The sequence below is a fragment of the Microvirga yunnanensis genome (assembly GCF_025460875.1).
This window is the reverse complement of the sequence record NZ_JAMXFI010000172.1, coordinates 1-17,203: the sequence shown is the minus strand read 5'-3', so window position 1 is coordinate 17,203 and position 17,203 is coordinate 1. Positions and strand designations below refer to the sequence as shown.

General features: G+C 55.1%; 19 protein-coding genes. 9 read left to right on the top strand and 10 right to left on the bottom strand.

Going from position 1 to position 17,203, the window contains the following annotated elements:
- Window positions 1-98: 98 nt before the first annotated feature.
- The gene (locus NF876_RS40635) at window positions 99-488 is read right to left on the bottom strand and encodes a hypothetical protein (RefSeq protein ID WP_262273426.1); all 390 of its coding nucleotides are present in this window, start codon (window positions 486-488) and stop codon (window positions 99-101) included.
- A gap of 318 nt (window positions 489-806) precedes the next feature.
- Between NF876_RS40635 and NF876_RS40630 the strand changes: the two genes are divergently transcribed.
- From NF876_RS40630 to NF876_RS40615, 4 genes are all read left to right on the top strand, one after another.
- The gene (locus NF876_RS40630; protein ID WP_262273425.1) at window positions 807-3,395 is read left to right on the top strand and encodes a hypothetical protein; all 2,589 of its coding nucleotides are present in this window, start codon (window positions 807-809) and stop codon (window positions 3,393-3,395) included.
- 293 nt (window positions 3,396-3,688) lie between these two features.
- Window positions 3,689-4,183 (top strand): hypothetical protein, encoded by a 495-nt coding sequence (locus NF876_RS40625; RefSeq protein ID WP_262273424.1) that lies wholly within the window; start codon window positions 3,689-3,691, stop codon window positions 4,181-4,183.
- A gap of 194 nt (window positions 4,184-4,377) precedes the next feature.
- Window positions 4,378-5,178 carry a class I SAM-dependent methyltransferase gene (locus NF876_RS40620; RefSeq protein WP_262273423.1) on the top strand — a complete coding sequence of 267 codons (801 nt, stop codon included), beginning with the start codon at window positions 4,378-4,380 and terminating at the stop codon, window positions 5,176-5,178.
- A gap of 16 nt (window positions 5,179-5,194) precedes the next feature.
- Window positions 5,195-5,521, top strand: a complete 327-nt coding sequence (locus NF876_RS40615) for a hypothetical protein (RefSeq protein ID WP_262273422.1) — start codon at window positions 5,195-5,197, stop codon at window positions 5,519-5,521.
- 99 nt (window positions 5,522-5,620) lie between these two features.
- Here the strand turns inward: NF876_RS40615 and NF876_RS40610 are convergent, their stop codons facing one another.
- Window positions 5,621-6,115 (bottom strand): Ros/MucR family transcriptional regulator, encoded by a 495-nt coding sequence (locus NF876_RS40610; protein WP_262273421.1) that lies wholly within the window; start codon window positions 6,113-6,115, stop codon window positions 5,621-5,623.
- 516 nt (window positions 6,116-6,631) lie between these two features.
- Between NF876_RS40610 and NF876_RS40605 the strand changes: the two genes are divergently transcribed.
- Complete coding sequence (locus NF876_RS40605) at window positions 6,632-7,426, top strand: NYN domain-containing protein (RefSeq protein WP_262273420.1); 795 nt, start codon at window positions 6,632-6,634, stop codon at window positions 7,424-7,426.
- Window positions 7,427-7,688: 262 nt separating this feature from the next.
- On the opposite strand, the gene NF876_RS40600 is transcribed toward NF876_RS40605, so the two are convergent.
- The 3 genes from NF876_RS40600 to NF876_RS40590 all read right to left on the bottom strand — a co-directional run bounded on the left by NF876_RS40600 (window position 7,689) and on the right by NF876_RS40590 (window position 10,766).
- Window positions 7,689-8,318, bottom strand: a complete 630-nt coding sequence (locus NF876_RS40600; protein ID WP_262273419.1) for a 2-hydroxychromene-2-carboxylate isomerase — start codon at window positions 8,316-8,318, stop codon at window positions 7,689-7,691.
- Between the two features lie 316 nt (window positions 8,319-8,634).
- Window positions 8,635-9,267: a Crp/Fnr family transcriptional regulator gene (locus NF876_RS40595; RefSeq protein WP_262273418.1), complete on the bottom strand. Its 633-nt coding sequence runs from the start codon at window positions 9,265-9,267 to the stop codon at window positions 8,635-8,637.
- Between the two features lie 371 nt (window positions 9,268-9,638).
- Window positions 9,639-10,766, bottom strand: a complete 1,128-nt coding sequence (locus NF876_RS40590) for a helix-turn-helix transcriptional regulator (RefSeq protein ID WP_262273417.1) — start codon at window positions 10,764-10,766, stop codon at window positions 9,639-9,641.
- A gap of 214 nt (window positions 10,767-10,980) precedes the next feature.
- On the opposite strand from NF876_RS40590, the gene NF876_RS40585 reads away from it, so the two are divergent.
- The gene (locus NF876_RS40585) at window positions 10,981-11,385 is read left to right on the top strand and encodes a DoxX family protein (protein ID WP_262273416.1); all 405 of its coding nucleotides are present in this window, start codon (window positions 10,981-10,983) and stop codon (window positions 11,383-11,385) included.
- Window positions 11,386-11,484: 99 nt separating this feature from the next.
- Here the strand turns inward: NF876_RS40585 and NF876_RS40580 are convergent, their stop codons facing one another.
- The 4 genes from NF876_RS40580 to NF876_RS40565 all read right to left on the bottom strand — a co-directional run bounded on the left by NF876_RS40580 (window position 11,485) and on the right by NF876_RS40565 (window position 13,075).
- Window positions 11,485-11,895: an ester cyclase gene (locus NF876_RS40580; protein ID WP_262273415.1), complete on the bottom strand. Its 411-nt coding sequence runs from the start codon at window positions 11,893-11,895 to the stop codon at window positions 11,485-11,487.
- Window positions 11,896-11,941: 46 nt separating this feature from the next.
- Window positions 11,942-12,154: a hypothetical protein gene (locus tag NF876_RS40575; RefSeq protein WP_262273414.1), complete on the bottom strand. Its 213-nt coding sequence runs from the start codon at window positions 12,152-12,154 to the stop codon at window positions 11,942-11,944.
- Window positions 12,155-12,238: 84 nt separating this feature from the next.
- The gene (locus NF876_RS40570) at window positions 12,239-12,583 is read right to left on the bottom strand and encodes an integration host factor subunit beta (protein ID WP_262273413.1); all 345 of its coding nucleotides are present in this window, start codon (window positions 12,581-12,583) and stop codon (window positions 12,239-12,241) included.
- A 108-nt stretch (window positions 12,584-12,691) separates the two neighbouring features.
- Complete coding sequence (locus tag NF876_RS40565) at window positions 12,692-13,075, bottom strand: hypothetical protein (protein ID WP_262273412.1); 384 nt, start codon at window positions 13,073-13,075, stop codon at window positions 12,692-12,694.
- A 760-nt stretch (window positions 13,076-13,835) separates the two neighbouring features.
- Here NF876_RS40565 and NF876_RS40560 point away from each other — a divergent pair.
- The 3 genes from NF876_RS40560 (at window position 13,836) to NF876_RS40550 (ending at window position 16,963) form a co-directional block, all read left to right on the top strand.
- A complete protein-coding gene (locus NF876_RS40560) occupies window positions 13,836-14,423 on the top strand; it encodes a recombinase family protein (RefSeq protein ID WP_262273411.1) in 588 nt (195 codons plus the stop codon).
- 208 nt (window positions 14,424-14,631) lie between these two features.
- Complete coding sequence (locus NF876_RS40555; protein ID WP_262273410.1) at window positions 14,632-15,390, top strand: phosphoribosyltransferase-like protein; 759 nt, start codon at window positions 14,632-14,634, stop codon at window positions 15,388-15,390.
- Window positions 15,391-15,922: 532 nt separating this feature from the next.
- Window positions 15,923-16,963 carry a retron St85 family RNA-directed DNA polymerase gene (locus NF876_RS40550; RefSeq protein WP_262273409.1) on the top strand — a complete coding sequence of 347 codons (1,041 nt, stop codon included), beginning with the start codon at window positions 15,923-15,925 and terminating at the stop codon, window positions 16,961-16,963.
- A gap of 34 nt (window positions 16,964-16,997) precedes the next feature.
- Here the strand turns inward: NF876_RS40550 and NF876_RS40545 are convergent.
- Window positions 16,998-17,203, bottom strand: a 206-nt coding sequence (locus NF876_RS40545) for a hypothetical protein (RefSeq protein ID WP_262273408.1), incomplete at its 5' end; no start/stop codon positions are given.

The window sequence follows — 17,203 nt, the reverse complement described above, 5'->3', positions numbered from 1 at the left end:
TTGGTCGTGAAGAAGCCTGTTCCTTACCCGGTCGGCCGCGACGGCCAGACGGTGCGATCCGTACGGATCGCACCGTCACCTCTCATTCTGATCGCCGCTCAACTTCCACCCTGATCGCCGCGCCTTAGCTGCTCAAGATCGACCACCGGACCAAACATCTGAGACCGCGTGAAGGCAAGGGTCTTTAGGTTGATCACCATGAAGTAAAACTTTTCGACGCATTGGATCAAATGTGGCTGGGAGCGCCAAGGCACGGAGCACGAGTATTGTTCCTCTTTGGTGTCAATCTTCACGTCGAGCGTGCTCTCTTTCAGCGCCATAGTGAACTTCTTCTCGCGGAAGGTTGCCTGTCGGTAGGTGCCTTCTTTGTCGTTGAAGCCGGTGGCACCTTGCTCAATGCAAGCAAAGACCTGCTTCTCCTGCGTTTGAGCCATGGCCGGACTTCCCATGGCCAAAACCAGACCCACCATTGCGGTTACCTTTTTCATCTCATCCCCCAAAGCCTTGCGGAACTTCCGATGTTGTCGGGAACTGATCCAGGCAAACCATCGCCCAGCCCGCAGGCGCAACGTCCCGCGCAACACTGACCACATCAGCCTTCGGCTTATTCTTCGGGAATGATGGGTTGTGTAAGATGTCACGTTATATTTACCTATAGTATTTCGTGACATGCCCCACTTTCATTACTGCCATACTCTATGTATGGCTGATGAGCGTGTCACGTAATTGCTGCTCATTGATAAATAAAGTGACAACAGAAGCACCGGTTTATTACTATGGCTTCATTCTTTAATGAGTCCCTTTGTATGTCTTTTCTTTCTAATGTATCTACTATCGCTATCAACTACATCAACGGAATCTGCGGCGCTGGCAAGACCTACGCGATTGCTGCGTGGGCTGACCGCGCTGCCAAGATGGGCCTTAAGATCATCCTGATCCAACCGACCACGCAGTTGGTGCAGGAGACTATCCGCACGACCTTTCCGGCCATGGGTGTGGCCATGGCGAATGTGACTGCGATCACGTCGGCATCACATCCCTATCAGGTGATCAAGACTATCACGAACCATCTGGAAACCGCCGACCCGGCGAAGGGTGAAATCCTTGTCATTACGCATTCCGCCTTCTTCGCCCTTCCGACCTACCTGTTCTACGGCAAGAACTGGATGCTGGTGGTGGACGAGATTCCCCCGGTGGAGCGCAGCTTTGGTCTGAACATTCCCGATACCCACGAACTGCTGACCCGTCATCTCGAAATCACCGACGACACGCATCCAGAGTATTGGTCGATTGCGGCGAAGGATGTCTCGGCCATCCGCAAGATTGCTTTCAACAAGCGCGGTGATGAAGTCTATGAGAAGTTTAGGGAGTTCGCAGACAGCGTGGTTTCCCCGCACTGGTCCGTGTACGTGAATGCGCAGAATTACGAACGTCTGACTACCGAGACCGACGTGAAGGGTGTGGCCCGAAAGCTTGTTGGTCACGCCTTTATGGCCCCATCCGTCTTCGCGCCATTCAAGGCCGTCTACATTGCCGGTGCCTGCTTTGAGGAAAGCCTTCTCTTTATCCTCTGGTCGAATCTGACCACCCCAAACCTTCATGTCGGGTTCAAGGACGTGTCGAACAGCTTCGACTTGTATCGCCGCAGTCATGACAACGGCGACTTGCTCGACATCTACTACGGGGTCGATCAGCCGTGGTCCAAGAGTGTCCGTGACAAGGTAGTAGAATGCGTGGACGGCACCACTGGTTCTGTCCTCGATGCCATTACGGAAAAGGCCAAGGAGATGGTAGGCTCGAAGCTAATCGCGGAGTTTAAGAACACGGACATCAAGAAGCCGTTCTTCGAGAACTGCGAACGTCTGCCCAATATGGCCCATGGCCTGAACGTCTATCAGCACATCGACCACGCCTTCCTGATGTCGGCGCTGAACCCTCCAACGCCCCACTTCGCGTTCCTGAAGCGCTATGCTGATGTTGAACCGGAAGTCGTACAAACCGCCATGTTCCGGCAGGCCATGTATCAGGCCGCAAACCGGACCAGCATCCGCGACCCAAAGAACCTGAACCCAAAGATGTGGTTCGTCCCTGACAGCCAGACAGCCTATTGGTTGCAGTCCATGTATCCAGGTTCCCGTGTCCACGGCCTGGACCTGTTCAAGGGGCCGCTGTCGAAGACCAATGGCAAGGCCGGTCGTCCGAAGGTTCACCCAAATGCGACCGCGCGTAAGCAGGCACAACGTGCCCGCGAGAAGCACATCAAGGATACCATTTTTGAACGTTTGACCCGGCTCGATGTCGTGAACGGTTTGGAGTACCGCAACAAGAATCGGACCCATATCAGGACCGACGAGATCATCGCCTGCATGACGGAACCGAAAAACATCGGCCTGACCACGCTGGACCGCACCGCTTTCCAAGGCACGTTCTTCGCTAACAAATTCTCGAAAGAGGGTGTTCCATTCGAGGGTTCGTTCGACGATCTCGTGGCCCTGTACCGGGACTTCTCGGAGCAGGAGTCTGAGAGCAAGGAAGGGCTGTCGGCTTACTCCCCGTCGATGTACGTGGCGAACAATGGGGCCGAGACGAGCCGTGGCTACCACAATATCGCCTACGTCCGTAACATTATCCTCGACTTCGATGGTGGCGATCTGACCCCGGAAGCCTTCTCGGCCCTGTTTCCGAGTTGGCGGATGGTGTTCCATTCCTCGTGGAGCCACACCGAAGACAAGCCAAAATGGCGCGTCATCATCCCGACCGAACATCTGATCGACATCGAGAACTACAAGGTCATCACGGGCTATATCATGGAGCGCTTGAGCATGGCCGGATGGTGGACGGAGAAGGAACTGCACGATAAGCCGTCCCGTCAGGACCCTACGAAGTTCTCCGGAATCCACGGGTTCGACGTGACCAAGCTGAACCCGGCCTGCGTCCTCTTCGTTCCCGCCAAACGTCCTGACAGCTTCTTCTTTGAGGCTCCCGGCAAGGCGCTGAACTTGTACGAGCTTCTTGAAGACATCCCGGTTCCGGCCCTCGTGCAGCAGCCGGTCGCCGCGCAGATCGTCCAGCCGAAGGCCGTCGTCGTAAACCCGAACGCGGCTCCGGCCCTGAAGAAGATCCAGGAAGCCCTTGCCGCCGAGTACCAGAAAGGTGCTGCTGCTCGTCAGTGCGAGAGGGTTCAGAAGGCCCTTGATGGGTGGGCAGCGGTCGCCATGATGCCTCATGTCGGCAACAGCGAGTTCTTCAACCTTGGTGCCCGTCTGAGGGCCGCTGGCTTGTCAGAGACGGAGATCGAGCAGCATCTTCTCGCTGAAGCGTCGAAAGCCCGTCATCCACGTGAATGTCGCGCAGAGATCAAAAAGATTCTGCATAGCCTGCGGAAGCCCGCGTGAGGTCCAGGAATTCGTTTTCGAGAAATGCACGATCCCGTACATTCCGGCTGACCGCGATTGAGGTCCGACAGGGTTAGGGGCTGATCGTTCGTGGGTGATTTAGGCTCTGAGATTCGCAGGCCACACAGTGCATTCAAATAGTTCGAAAGGGTTGAACCAGGGCATGTTCAGAAAACGGTTCCAGAAGGACGGTTCCGCAGCGACATCGAAGATACCCTTGGTTCAAACAATTTTGATCTCCCAACAACCTTATGATATAAAGTATCAGTATTCCACTATGAGCTTTTTATCTTATGACTTCCATTGAGAAACCGACCCTTCCGAAGAAGCGCGTCGGAGTTGTATACCGCATCGTTCCAGGTTTCCCACGAGGCGACTTAGAGATGTGGCCGCTGTGCGATCAACCAGTCAAGAATGTCGCAAAGATCCAGTACGGCAGCCACTGGTACAAATTATTTTGGAACCGTTCTCACTCAACGGTTTTCGGGCGTCTCTTAGATTATAAATTCAATGAGGTCGCAACAGAATTGCTGCGCCAGCCTTCGACGATCTTATTGAAGGGATCACTCCAAACGAACTTGGAAATCTATGGAAGTGCCTTCATGTTGGTGCAAACCAAGCTTCTACCGTACGTCAAAATAGATAGAACCGTCAGTGCTCTTGACGCGATAGAGAGGGCTGAGGCCCTGATCAAAGGTGAGTGGTGGCTGACATCGGACAAGAACGATTTCATTCTTGTTTTCGAAAACGAGAACGATCTCGTTGGAGCAAAGATCGCTGCAAGCTGAGCCAAGAAGTGTCTGACACCCGAGCGCAGCCGACTTCGGGTTGGAGATCTTAGGTCCATCGCCGAACTGAACATAGGCAAAGACTGTCAGCTACTGCCTGTGGCCGACTGCCAAGATTGGTAACCGGGCTCCAACTTCCATTGAGAAAACTGGTATAATGACGAACCACATCTCCTCATCGAGCGAGGTTGGCCATGGCTTCCGTCTACAGCGCCAACAATCCGGCTGGTTATGAACAACTCATGGGGCGGTGGAGCCGACGCTTAGCCCCGCTATTTATCGATTTCGCCGCCGTCCGCGACGGAACAAGCATTCTGGACGTTGGCTGCGGCACCGGGAGCCTGACTTTTGCTCTCTTAGAGGCGTTTCCGACCGCACAGATCAAAGGGCTCGACTACTCACAAGCCTTTATTGACTATGCCTCATCCAAAGCCTTGGCTGATGGTAGGCTTGTTTTCGAGCAAGGAGACGCAGCGGCGCTTCCCTACGAGGATCAAGCCTTCGATGCCGCCTTGTCCCTGCTTGTCCTCAACTTCGTCCCCGATGCTCAGAAAGCGGCACGCGAATTGGTGCGGGTGACCCGGCTTGGAGGAGTCGTGGCAGCCGCAGTGTGGGACTTCAAGGGCGGCCTGACCCACATGCGTGTTCTCGCTGATACGGCTGCGGCGCTCGATCCTTCGGGAGAAGCGTTCCGGGCAAGGCTGTTCTCCGGGCCATTCACCGGACTGGGTGAGTTGTCGTCCGCATGGATCGCAATGGGATTGCGCGATGTCGTGCAGACCTCTCTCACCATCCGCATGGAATTCGCATCATTTTCGGATTATTGGGAGCCCCTGCTCGCCGGTCAGGGGTTCGTCGGGGCTTACGTGCAGAACCTGACCGATGAGCAGCGGCGTCTGATCGAGCCCTACCTGCTGTTGGCTTATTGCGCGGGGGATGCGGACGGGCCACGCTCATTCACGGCAACAGCATGGGCCTGCCGGGGTGTCCGATGACCACAATACGCGTTGCATGACGGACCTCCACCAGAAGATCATCGATCTCGAAGCTGAGATCGACGCCTTGTCCGATTCCGCTGAGCAGTGCCGGAAGAGCATGGTCGTGGCAAAAGTGGCGACTGGAGGAGGCATCCTGCTGTTCGCAGCGGCTCTCCTGGGCGTAGTTCGATCCGATGCGATCCTTCTCGTGGTCGGGATCGCTGCCACGCTCGCTGGAACAGTTTTCTACGGATCGAGCCGGAGCAGCTTTGAGAAGATCACCGAGAAGGTTCGAGCTTATGAAGCTCGTCGAGCCGAGATGATCGACAGGATGGATCTTCGGACGGTGCAGGATCGCTGACTGGGCGATGAAAATCGTTCGAAAGGCTCAGTGATAGCCTCGGGGCAACAAAAAGCCGCTCGTGACGAGCGGCTTTCCCAGTTTCTCACTGCCCTATTGTCATGCGGCCTTTTTGCGTCCCTGCTTGGCAGGTGCTTTCACAGGAGCGGTCTTCACCGCATCATTGGCGGCGGCTTTGGCTTGGGCTGCCTTTGAGCGTATCTGACCAAGGCCAATGCTCTTGGCCAATTCGGAGCGTTTAGCCGCATAGTTTGCGGCTACCATTGGGTAGTCGCGGGGAAGGTCCCATTTTTCGCGGTACGCTTCGGGCGTGAGCCCAAGCTTTGTGAGATGCCGCTTGAGCGACTTGTACTGCTTTCCGTCTTCCAAGCTGATCAGGTAGTCTGGGGTGACAGATTTCTTAATGGAAATGGCAGGCACGGGCTTAGTCTCTTCCTGCTGGGCCGCAGGCTGACCAACTCTCCGAAGGGCGGCGTGAACATTACCGATCAGGCCGGGCAGTTCAGCCAGTGGCACAGAGTTATTGCTGACGAAAGCCGACACGATGTCAGCCGCAAGCTCAAGGTAGTTCGGTGTAGGTGTTTCGTTGGACATTAGAAAAGCCTTTGCTTGAGGCACCTGCTAAGATTGTGCCCTCGTGGGCTACCTTTGTGGGTTGCAAGTAGCTCGTGAGCGGCAGCTAAAGGTGCAGCCCAGAAATTGCAAGTATTGTACCCGATTTCCCGGCCCTGGCATTATCATGGGCTATTTCGCCTACAAACAGTTCTGCATCCGAAACTCGTCGAGCCGCGATGATCGAAGGGATGGATCTCCAGCCAGTGCAGGAACGCTGAAAACCGTTTGAAGACCTCAGAGCGGGTACCGGAGCCAGGGCAGCCCACCTTGGCATCCGGGTATAGTTCCTCCATGTTCCTGGCACTGTCCAGGTGAGAGGAACGGGACATCGAACGGCGTCCAAGCCGTTTGAAGCAGGATCGGATAGGGCGCTCGATGAACTGCCTGGAAGCGGCCTGCAAATAGACGAGAAGTGGATCTCGCGCTTGCAGATGACATTTCTGGTCGAACAGTTAAGCTGGCCCTTCTCCGATCTCGTCTCTTGCCGGAAGCATCATGGCGTTAGAAACTCGTTCAACCCGCCTTGCCGTCCTCATCGACGCTGACAATGCGTCGGCTAAGATCGCAAGCAGGCTCTTTGAGGAGATCGCCAAGATCGGAGAAGCCAGTGTGCGACGGATCTACGGTGATTTCTCGGGTCAGCGTCTGAAACCATGGGCTGATATCCTGGCGCAGCATGCCATCATCCCTTACCAGCAATTCGCCTATACGGCAGGCAAGAACGCATCCGATATCGCCCTGGTGATCGACGCCATGGATCTCTTACACAGTGGACGATTTGATGGATTCTGCCTTGTCTCGTCCGACAGCGACTTCACTCGCCTTGCATCCCGCATCCGTGAGCAGGGGGTAGACGTGTATGGGTTCGGGGAACGGAAAACACCGGAGAGCTTCCGGCAGGCGTGCCGTCGTTTCATCTACACCGAAAACCTCCTGCTTCCTGAGACCCCAGTAGTCGGCACTGAGGCAGCGAAGAGCGTCAGGCCGCTCCAATCGCCGAGTGCGGCAATCCCACTCATTCAGAAAGCATTGTCTCAAATCGAAGGCGAAGAAGGCTGGGTGGGTCTTGGTCTGCTGGGCCAGCGGCTATCCAGTATCGCCACGGACTTTGATCCTCCGACTTACGGCTATCGCAAGCTCAGTGACCTCGTGCGGAAGACCGGAGCCTTTGAGGTCGTGCAGCCGGAAACTGGTGGATTGCGGGTCCGGCCCATAGTCCAGGAAGTCAAGGCACCTGGGAAGAAGCAGCCTCGGAAGCAAGGCGTGGTCGGTAGGAAGTCGAGTTCCTGAAAGGGCGGATCGTTAGCGAGCGCTCTAAACTGTTTGAAGAGGCCGAGACGGGCAGGGTGCCTGCCGAAAGCTGGCCGCTTGCCGACCGACCATGGTCTTGCAAATCGTTTGAAGCCCGCCCACGTCAATGATGTAGGAGATCGGTCATGCTGAAGCGTCTGTCCGCCCTCGTGCTGCCCACGGTCCTGACTTGGGGTGTTTTCCTTTCCGTCAGCCTGATTTCTGCTGGCCCGGCGCTGGCAGGCAAGATCATAGGAAACGGCTAAGCTTGAAGCCGCCCTGGGCCGCTGTCGGCAATCAGAGCAGGGTGTTCCCCCTTGGCCCATGCCAGCGCCTCTTCCAGCCGGTCATCGCCCCAGAATATTTCCTGCCCCACAGCAAACGTCGGGGAGCCAAAGATACCAAGCTGACGCGCTGTATCGGTCTCTTGGTCGTACTGAGCCCTTGTCTCGGAGGAATTGGCGAGGCTGATGATCTCGTCTGGATCTCTGCCATGCGATCTGATGGTGGCCCGCAAGCTCTCATCCGCTCCGAGCGCCTGCCCTTCAAACCATTTCTGGAAACTTGTCAGGGTGTATTCTCGTCCCCAGCCTTGACTGAAAGCGACAATCCCCACCCGGTTCGCCAGTTGGTCCGGATCGGTCGGCCAGATGGGAGGCTTCTCGAACGGAATGCCATGCAACCGGGCGCGTCGCTCAACGTCGCGGAAGATATAGGTCATCTTGGTTGGCTGAGTTCGGAGCGAGTATCCCTTTTCCGTCATGAGATCCCGGACACTGAAAGGACTCCACCGAACCTCGATCCCAGCTTCTGCTGCCAGTTTCTCAATCCGCATAACCGAAAGGTACGCGTAGCAGCTTCCGAAAAAGTAGAAGAAGTCGATCTGTGCCATAGGTCTCTCCTGAGACAGAATGGATCGCTACAACACTTCGAGGGCTCAAGATGCCATTGAGATGCTTGCTGGTCCGCCGATTTCCATCGTGTTCGGCTCAAACGGTTTTTGCAACGACGGAGGAAGCCGATCATCCTTATTGGTTTGGGCCAGAAGGCAACGAAGACTACCCGAAGGTTCTCAAGAAGGTCGGCAAGGCTCCCGAGCAATATGGCTCATGGGCGGATGAGGAAGACTCCTGAGCCGTCTCGATGAAGCCATCGTCAGCCCTGCTCCTGCAACTCAGACTTAACGCGCTTCGTGTTCGATTTGATCATTAGGTCCGGCTATAAGTGCCGGGCAGCAGCTTCTCGAAGCGAGAGCGGATTTTGCCGTAGCACTCGCACGTTGCCTGTTCGAGGCCACCACGATTGGTCACGACGATCTCTCCTCGACGCTGCACGATCAGGCCCGAGGTTTGCAATGTGCGCAGAATGCTGCTTACCGTAGAGCGTTGGACGCCGAGCATTTCTGCCAGGAATTCATGCGTCAGGGGTAAGGCGTCCTCTTTCAGGCGATCATGTGTGCTGAGAATCCAGCGGCAGCACCGAGCCTCAACAGGGTGTACGGCATTACAGGCAACGGTGTGGTACGCCTGGGCGAGCAGCGCCTCGTTGTACGCGAGCACCCGCCGTTGAAGAGAGAGGCGCGTCCGCATGGCCTCGTGCATCTGGTCGAGAGGGACGCGGGAGGCTGTGCCGGGGATCTGCACCACGTAGCGCCCGAACGCTTCCCGGCTCACAAATGCGGTCAGGAGGCCGAACAGCCCCTCGCAGCCGAACATCGCCACTTCGGCCAGACGGCCATCCTCCATCACATCGATTAGAGAAACGACAGCATTGTGCGGGAAGTAGGTGTGGCTGATCGGGTTGCCGGGCTCGTACAACACGGTGCCGCGCGGCAGGATCACGGCCTCAAGGTAGGGTTCAAGTACAGCGAAATCCTCAGCATCGAGGGCGGCGAGAAATCGGTTGGCCCGGTGATCGGCCTTGATACACTTACCCATCATTATTGTGTTACAGTTCTGTGAGGACCATGATATTTGCTCCCGCCCGAGGCCACACCAGGAACCAAGGGGGACGAGGCGGTACGGCGCATGTAGGTCGTTAGGGGCTCACGACCGGAGCAGGTCTCTGGATGGCGGCACTCGAACATCTTTCCCCCACGGCCAATTTTCAATTTTGTCCGGTTCGGAGTGCAGGCGCATTCCACATTTGTGATACCTCCTTCGACGGAGGAGGCCACTATCCGTGGCGGGCTGATCGACGGCCGTTTTGGGTGTCAGTTCTGCGCAGGCAGCGCCCCCAGTCTCGTGACGAGTGCGACAAGCTGGCTCTGGCGGGTGATATCGAGGCGCTCGTACACGGCTTTCAGCACCGTGCGGATCGTTCCGTCTGTCAGCTTTAACTGCGCTGCCGCTTCCTTTGACGACAGCCCTCCACCGACCGCCATTGCGATCCGGGCCTGCCCTCTGGTGAGGCCGAGCCGGATCAGGTGCGCTTGGATCAGGTCTGAGGCTGGGGTGAAAAGGCTATTGACGAGCACCAAAACCCCAGGTTTGAGGGTTAGACATTCAAGATCGGTTTGTTCATGTCCGCCAACCGGGATTGCTTGAATGAGAAGCTTCTGCTCCCCACCAGCATCACGGGCCAAGACCAGTGGCGGCGATACCACAGTCGTTTGGCCAGGAAGCGCTGAGGCGATCAGGACATCCAACGCTTTCTGGTGCCGCGTGGTCGCGGCCCTCAGGCGTCCGCACGAGACGGTGAGCCCTGTTCCCAGCATCGCGCGAGCCGTGTCATTCATGCGAACGACGGCCCCTTGGAGGTCTAAAAGGATGATCCCACAGGTCAGGCGGTCATGGGACGTTCCGAGAATACGCGAAGCACGTCTGCCTTCAGCAATCTCAGACGCCGCCACAATGGCCCGAGCCGCGTGGGGCGCAAGCCGGGCGAAGTTATGTTCTTCCTCTTCCTCGAATGAACCTCGACGAATATCTCGGTGCAGACCGACAGCAACGATCTGGCGTGAGGGCAGCGCCTTGAGATAACCCAGGTAAGCGCCGAGCCTGTGAGGTCTCAGAAATTCCTGGCAGAAGGGGTGCGCTCGTGCGGTCTCCTCATCCAGGAGGTCGGCATCGGTGATCAACCCATCTGTAATTCCGCGCTCTGATCTGCGCTTATTGCGGATGTCGTAGCGCCACCATTCCCGGTTATAGTCTTGGTTGGCCTCCTCCAGGCTGGAGGAGGAGATGGTCACCATCCTGTCCGTTGCTGTGAGGGGTACGATTGCGACGCCAAGCCCGCCCGATAGATGCCCGATGTGATTGAGAGCTTCCGGCCAGCGCTCCGGGTCGAGAGCCGAAGCGTAGATCGCGTCTACGGCTGTGAGCAGATCAGGCTTCCCCATGCCTCCTCGCTCTGCCCCTTCTCAGCCTGTTGCCGGAGAGCATGACAGCAGAGCACGGCTTTGCTGTCACGAGAAATCGTTTCAACCCAAACATGCTATCGCTGCATGTCCACGTAACCCCTCCTTAACCGGCCTTGTTGTCCTTTCGGTCCAAGTGCTCAGATTTGAGCATCACCGAAATGGTTGCAGTTCGTGCCAGACTGGGAGGCAGTTCATGTTGAGCCGGAGCGAGGATGCGGCACTACTTGCGGGGCGCGTGCTTGTCGCGGCTCTGTTTCTGCCCTCCGGCTACAATAAGCTGATGGCCTTTTCCTCCGTTGCGTCCTCGCTTGCCGCCAAGGGGCTGCCCTATCCCGAGATCATGGCTGGCCTACTTGTGGGCGCGGAGTTTCTCGGCCCAGTGGCCTTGATCATCGGGCTGTGGCCACGCTGGACGGCCTTGGCCCTTATCGGATTTACCGCCTCAACAGTCTGGATGACATACGGCCCATCCGTGACGGGCATGGTCTTTCGGCCCCGACAGAATCAGGAACTCTTCCAAAATCTCGCGATTATTGGCGGATTGCTGTTCTACTTCTCAAGTGGGCCGGGAGGATGGAGCCGGACCAGTCTTCGATAAGTGGGATCAAACCATTTGAAGCTGGCATAGGGCGGACTGTCGGCAGAACAGTTCATCGAGAACAGCAAGGGGAAGAATAGGGCAGGGATGTCCTCCCAATCACACCCCTGCGGCTTCCTTCAAGGGACCAAGAAGATCAACTGACGCCCAGCGCTCTTGGATCTTCCCATCCGCAATGCGCCAGAAAACCATCCCAGAGAACTCAACCAGCTTATGCGAGGCTGGGATTCCTCGAAAGTCGGTGCTGTGGGTGCCCTGCCAGCGAGCCCGCACCGCAACCTTGTCGCCTTCAGCGATGATGTCCTCGATGGTCACGTGCAAATCAGGGAACACAGCCTTCAATCCCCGGATATGCTGCTTGACCCCTTCAGGGCCAAGTCTTGCGCCAGCAGCATGGTCGAAGAAATCATCGGCAACCTGCTCGTCGATAGCGGCAGGGTCGAAACGATTTGTCGTTGCCTCGTAATGGGCTCGGATCAGATTCTTGTTGAATTCAAGATCGTTGGGCATGCTGATCTCGCAGAGGGAGCTTGGAAGGTTGATTGGGCTAAGCGCTTTACGCCGCTTCGCTCCGGTTATCTTGTTGCTCTCCTGTGGGGCCAGCAAGGCGAAGGTCGTTCAAATCGTTTTCCAGGATCTCCCGAAGCCGGATCAGGGCATCGCGGTGGCGGGTTTCGATCTCTTGCGAATAGATCTTCTCGTCTATGAGACTCAGCATCGACAGCATGTCGGCCTCAGGCATAATCCAGCCGCGCGTTTCGTCTCGCATGATTGAACCTCCAAGTGCGTACGGGACAGAACCGGGCAGAGGCCGAACGCCGTTTTAAGAAAGCCGAATTGGTATTTGAAGAGATTATGCTTCTACGAGATGGCTGACGGCAGTCGCACCGGCTGTCGCTCTCTTTCGGTTTTTGGGCAATGCGGGATTGAGGCGTTGGCGCATCTCCTTGCCCGTCTTGAACACAGGAACAGCTTTCTCCGACACTGCTACGACTTCCCCCGTCTTAGGGTTGCGGCCCGTCCGAGCACCGCGCTTCTTTACCGAAAAGATTCCGAAGCCACGAAGCTCAACCCGAACTCCTCGTGCGAGCGCATCGCTGATGGTGCCGAGGATCGCGCTCACGACCTTTTCGATGTCGCGCGGATAAAGATGCGGGTTCTGCTCAGCGAGCTTCTGGACCAGTTCGGATTTGATCATGGATGGCGTAAACAACTGATAAAACGGACTTTTCTGGAAGATGGCAGAGCACCATCAGGCCGTCAAGCAACTGGACGGGGAGAATGAATAGGCGCTTGAGGGCACCCGCTACTCAAGCTCCGTGCAGGCAGTGTGGATTGCGGTGCTAAAACCCGCCTCTGCCTCGAAACCTCGCTGGTCGTCCGTATCATAGAATCGCATGGCGAGAAGGTCGGTTCGGGTGACGCTACTTTCCAGATTGTTCTCCGAAATGTACGCCTCGACGGCTCTTGTTTCGGCAGGAGAGAACAGCGCAGTTTCGTCCAAAAATACGGTTGCTTCGAAGAACCGGATTTTGAACGCGATGAGCGCTGCGTCGTCATGAATACAGATTGCAACAACTGGCTTGGGCGCAGCCTCGCACTGTCTGAGCTTGCGATCTGAAATAATGGTGAGGGCTTGCTCGTAGGTACATCCATCGTAAAGGATGATCTTTGGGGGTGAATTTTTCATGAAATCCTTTCATATCAATACAGGCATTGGCTCAATGTAAGCCGTAGGTGTTCGTTCTTGGACGAGTGATCTTGTCTTTACTACTTTGCGACGTGGCCAGACAGCCAGCTTCAACGACTGATATCGTGCCTTCGAAGTCGGCATAGCTGCGATCATTCCCGGTTTGACGAAGCCATTGATCGCTTCCCACAGCACGGTGGGACTAACAGGCCGCAGTGTCATGGGCCAACGTGAGAAGGCTGCCAAGAAATCGACGGGAGCCACCGGTCCAAGAAACACGATGCCTCGTAGCCGCTGATCGGCACCCAGCCATACGGTTAGTCCGCAGTTCCGCCACCACCGGTTTATTCGGCGGCGGTAGTCGATCACGTTGCGTGCCTCTATGCGCCACGTCGAGAAATCAGCCGGGCTCGTCGGCGCAATATTGATCTCGACGGCATAGGGGTTGTGAGTGCCCATGGCCTGGATGCGAGCGGCAATGCGCTTCGCGTAACGGCGAGCGCAGGATGCACATGTTGTAAGGGAGCAGCGATTCTGAGAGCAGCACTTTGTGGCCATGTCTTATTTATCGGCGCGGGTAGGTCCAGTTGACTGGACGCTCTGTCAGGATGGCCCATCCCTCGTATCGCATCTTCGAGTCCCACATGACCGATAGCGTGTGGGAGTCCAGAAAGCAGTTCGAAAGCGTCCCGCATGAGTTGTCCCATTTGACGAGCTTGGCAATTCCCACTAAATTGTCCCACAAAGCGGGGAACGTTGCATGCTGGTTGGGCTGGCTCGTACATCAACGACGGAACAGAAGGCTGGTCTGGAACACCAGATCGACACGCTCAAAAAGCTGGGATGCGAAAAGCTGTTTGTCGAGGAAACCTCCTCAGTCCGTCAGCGTCCCGTCCTGGAGCAAGCCATCGATTGGGTTCGTGAAGGTGACGCCTTATGCGTGACAACACTTTCCAGGTTGGCAAGGTCGGTTCCCCACCTTTGGCAGATCATTCAGCGGCTGGAAGAGAAGAAGGTCAGTCTCCGTATTCTCGACATGGGTGTGGACACTGCGACTTCAAACGGGCGTCTTCTACTGAATCTCATCGGATCTATCGTCCAATGGGAGAGGGAGGTCATGCTCGAAAGGCAGGCTATCGGCATCAAGAAGGCGCAGAAAGAAGGGAAGTTCCGGGGCCGGGTTCCCGTGGCGCGTCGTCAAACCGATGAAATCATCCGACTGAAGAACGAAGGTTTGAATCCTGCTGATATCGCCAAGGCACTCAAGGTTGGACGGTCGAGTGTTTACCGGGTCCTGGCTGACAACCCCCTCAAGTACACGGGCGAGCAGCCGATGGATAGTCGATGAGCCTCAATGCTCAATGATGGGTTGTGCCCCCACGGCACTCCGTGCCATCTACTCGGAACGCCCAATCGCACCTAACTGCCACTCATATTCCTACTATTAGAATTGTCTGCCTATGCTGGGACCAAGCCTTAGCCTTGATAGAGTATCTCGTCTCAACCAAATCTTTATGCGCAAAGGTTGGCTATCGATTTCAACGAGCCAGGATTATATGGCGCAAGCCTTCGATAATATATGCAGGATTGCTGAAAGGCTGGACCAAAAGGAGTTCGACTTACTTGCTCACTTATTGAGTAACTACACGAGGGTGGAACACGATGCTTATGTTCCAGCATTATTACGTGCACTGAACAAAGCTAGACCTGATGAAGACAGTAATCACGTCTATAGAGTTGCGCCAATCTTAAAGCCTAAGGATAAAGAGAAAAATAAGAGTGGAGTTCACGTAGTCTATCAATTTAAGCATCTTATCTGGAGATTTTCGCAAAAATTTAGCAAATATAAATTGTATGATTATGTCTCTATTGACAAACTAAAGAAAGCAGTTCCGTCATCTCAAACATATACGACGATCTTTGTGGATGACTTTATTGGGAGCGGCGGTACGGTTAACGAATGCATAGACGATTACTTAGCGAGTGCCCGGCCTACCTGCGAAAAAATAATGTTCATTAGTATCGGCGTTATGCAAGCAGGCATCGACGCCATCAACTCGCGCGGCTATGAAGTCTTTTACGATCAAGTGTTCCCAAAAGGAATAGCGGACTCTGCAAGCATAGATAAGGAACTCGCCTATTCTCTGATGGATGGGATTGAAGGCAGAATCGAAATTGGACCTGATTACAAATATGGGTATGAAAAATCGGAAGGCTTAGTTTCGATGATCCGCACGCCAAATAATACGTTCCCGGTCTTTTGGGCTTCGAAGTGCGTCGATGGCACCGAATGGCCTGCACCATTTCCGAGGTAGGACAGCGCTATGCCTGGATATCTCTCGCTGCTTCTAAGAAACGTCCAGCAGGGACGTTCTTCAAGTGATCTCCAATCACATGGTCTGATGTACTTTCAAATTGCAAAACTCATGTCACGTGCCGCTGACAGAGGGTTTCTCACTGTTGACAGTGATGGACGAGTGGCCCTGACCAGAGAGGGGCTGCGCTACCTTTCTAATGAGTCCAGTTCAAGGGAAGGCAGCGAGGGTGGGTGGATAGACCCTATGTATGAGCATCGTCTGCCTCCTGGTGACTCCACGGCCATTTACATTCCTAAGAAGCACGTGATATCCAAGCTTAAGGATCGCTGATGGAAGACCTTGTGGGAAACCACATGAGCGGCGAGTCGCCGTTCTGGTGCGAACAGTCTTTCAAGCCCGTGTCGGAGTCCTGGTTCGACTTGAGGTCGAAATCCAGGACTCCGACACACTCCGGCTTCGCCTCCGTACGAGAACTCAACTATTTAGTTGAGTTCTCGCCCTATCAACTGCCTGAAGTTCCACAGCGTTCATGAATGTAGAAAAGTCAAATGAAACCTTGTGGCGGCAATATGCCGCCACATTTGTTTCCGAGGCCCAACAGCATCGGCTTAGCGAAGAAGAAATAGATGCATGTTTGCAGTATGCAAAGCCATTGATGCTATCTGGCCTCCCAGTAATATACGATGTTGAGCATCTTTCGGAATTGGTAGGGTACTCTATTTTTTATGTCATGGGTGCGATAACAAGGACGGCCAATTACTATAGACACTACTCAATTCCTAAGCGCTCAGGTGGGGAAAGGAAAATCGCTGAGCCGCTTCCAAGCCTGAAGGAAATTCAGCATTGGATACTTTCCAATATTCTCAATAAAATTTCAGTTCATCCTGCGGCGAAGGCATTTTGTGCAGGAAAGTCCATCAAGGAGAACGCACGGTTCCATAAAAGCCAAAAAACTGTACTGACGATTGACATAAAAGATTTCTTCCCGAGCATCGGAGCAGGGAGGGTCTTCAACGTATATCGATCTCTTGGGTATTCGTCCCAAGTTGCAAGCGCACTAACAGACCTTTCTTGCCTCGAACGGCAGTTGCCGCAGGGAGCGCCGTCAAGTCCTGCATTATCGAACATAGTTTGTCTTACACTCGACCGAAGACTTTTTGGCTTCGCACGTAAGAACAACTTGCGGTACACGCGTTACGCGGATGATATGACATTTTCAGGAAATGAAATCGGCTCTGATGAGATAGACTTTGTGTATAAAGTTATCAGTAAGTCCGGATTCGAACCAAATCTCCAAAAAACACGCGTTCTTCGGCTTAATCAGCGGCAAATTGTAACTGGTGTTGTTGTTAATGAGAAGCTGCAAGCTCCGCGCGAGCTACGACGTAAGCTTCGTCAACAAGCCTACTACATCGAGAGATTTGGATTTGAGGAGCACGCCGCGTATCAAGAAATTGATAACGCCAGATATCGGGAGCATCTCAAAGGACAGGCAGGCTTTGTGAAGTCGCTCAACAAAATGGACCGGGACGCAAATGCACTGCTCCAAATCCTTAAGAAAGAATCTTAGCTGGAGTTTGGCCATTTTTGGGGGCGCTGGAGGATCAGACGTGGATCCAGAACGCGCGCTCTGAGGTGATATAATCCAAGGCCTGGTCCACCGGCATCGTCAGCCTGCCGAATGGGCCAGGGTCTTTCCACCGCTCCCCATTCCACCACAGCACCTGCACCTTTGCGGGATCTCCGGTCGGGCGCAGCCGTGCCACGGGCGCTCCGGTGCGCCGGCTCAGCAGCGAGTAGCCGCCGCTGC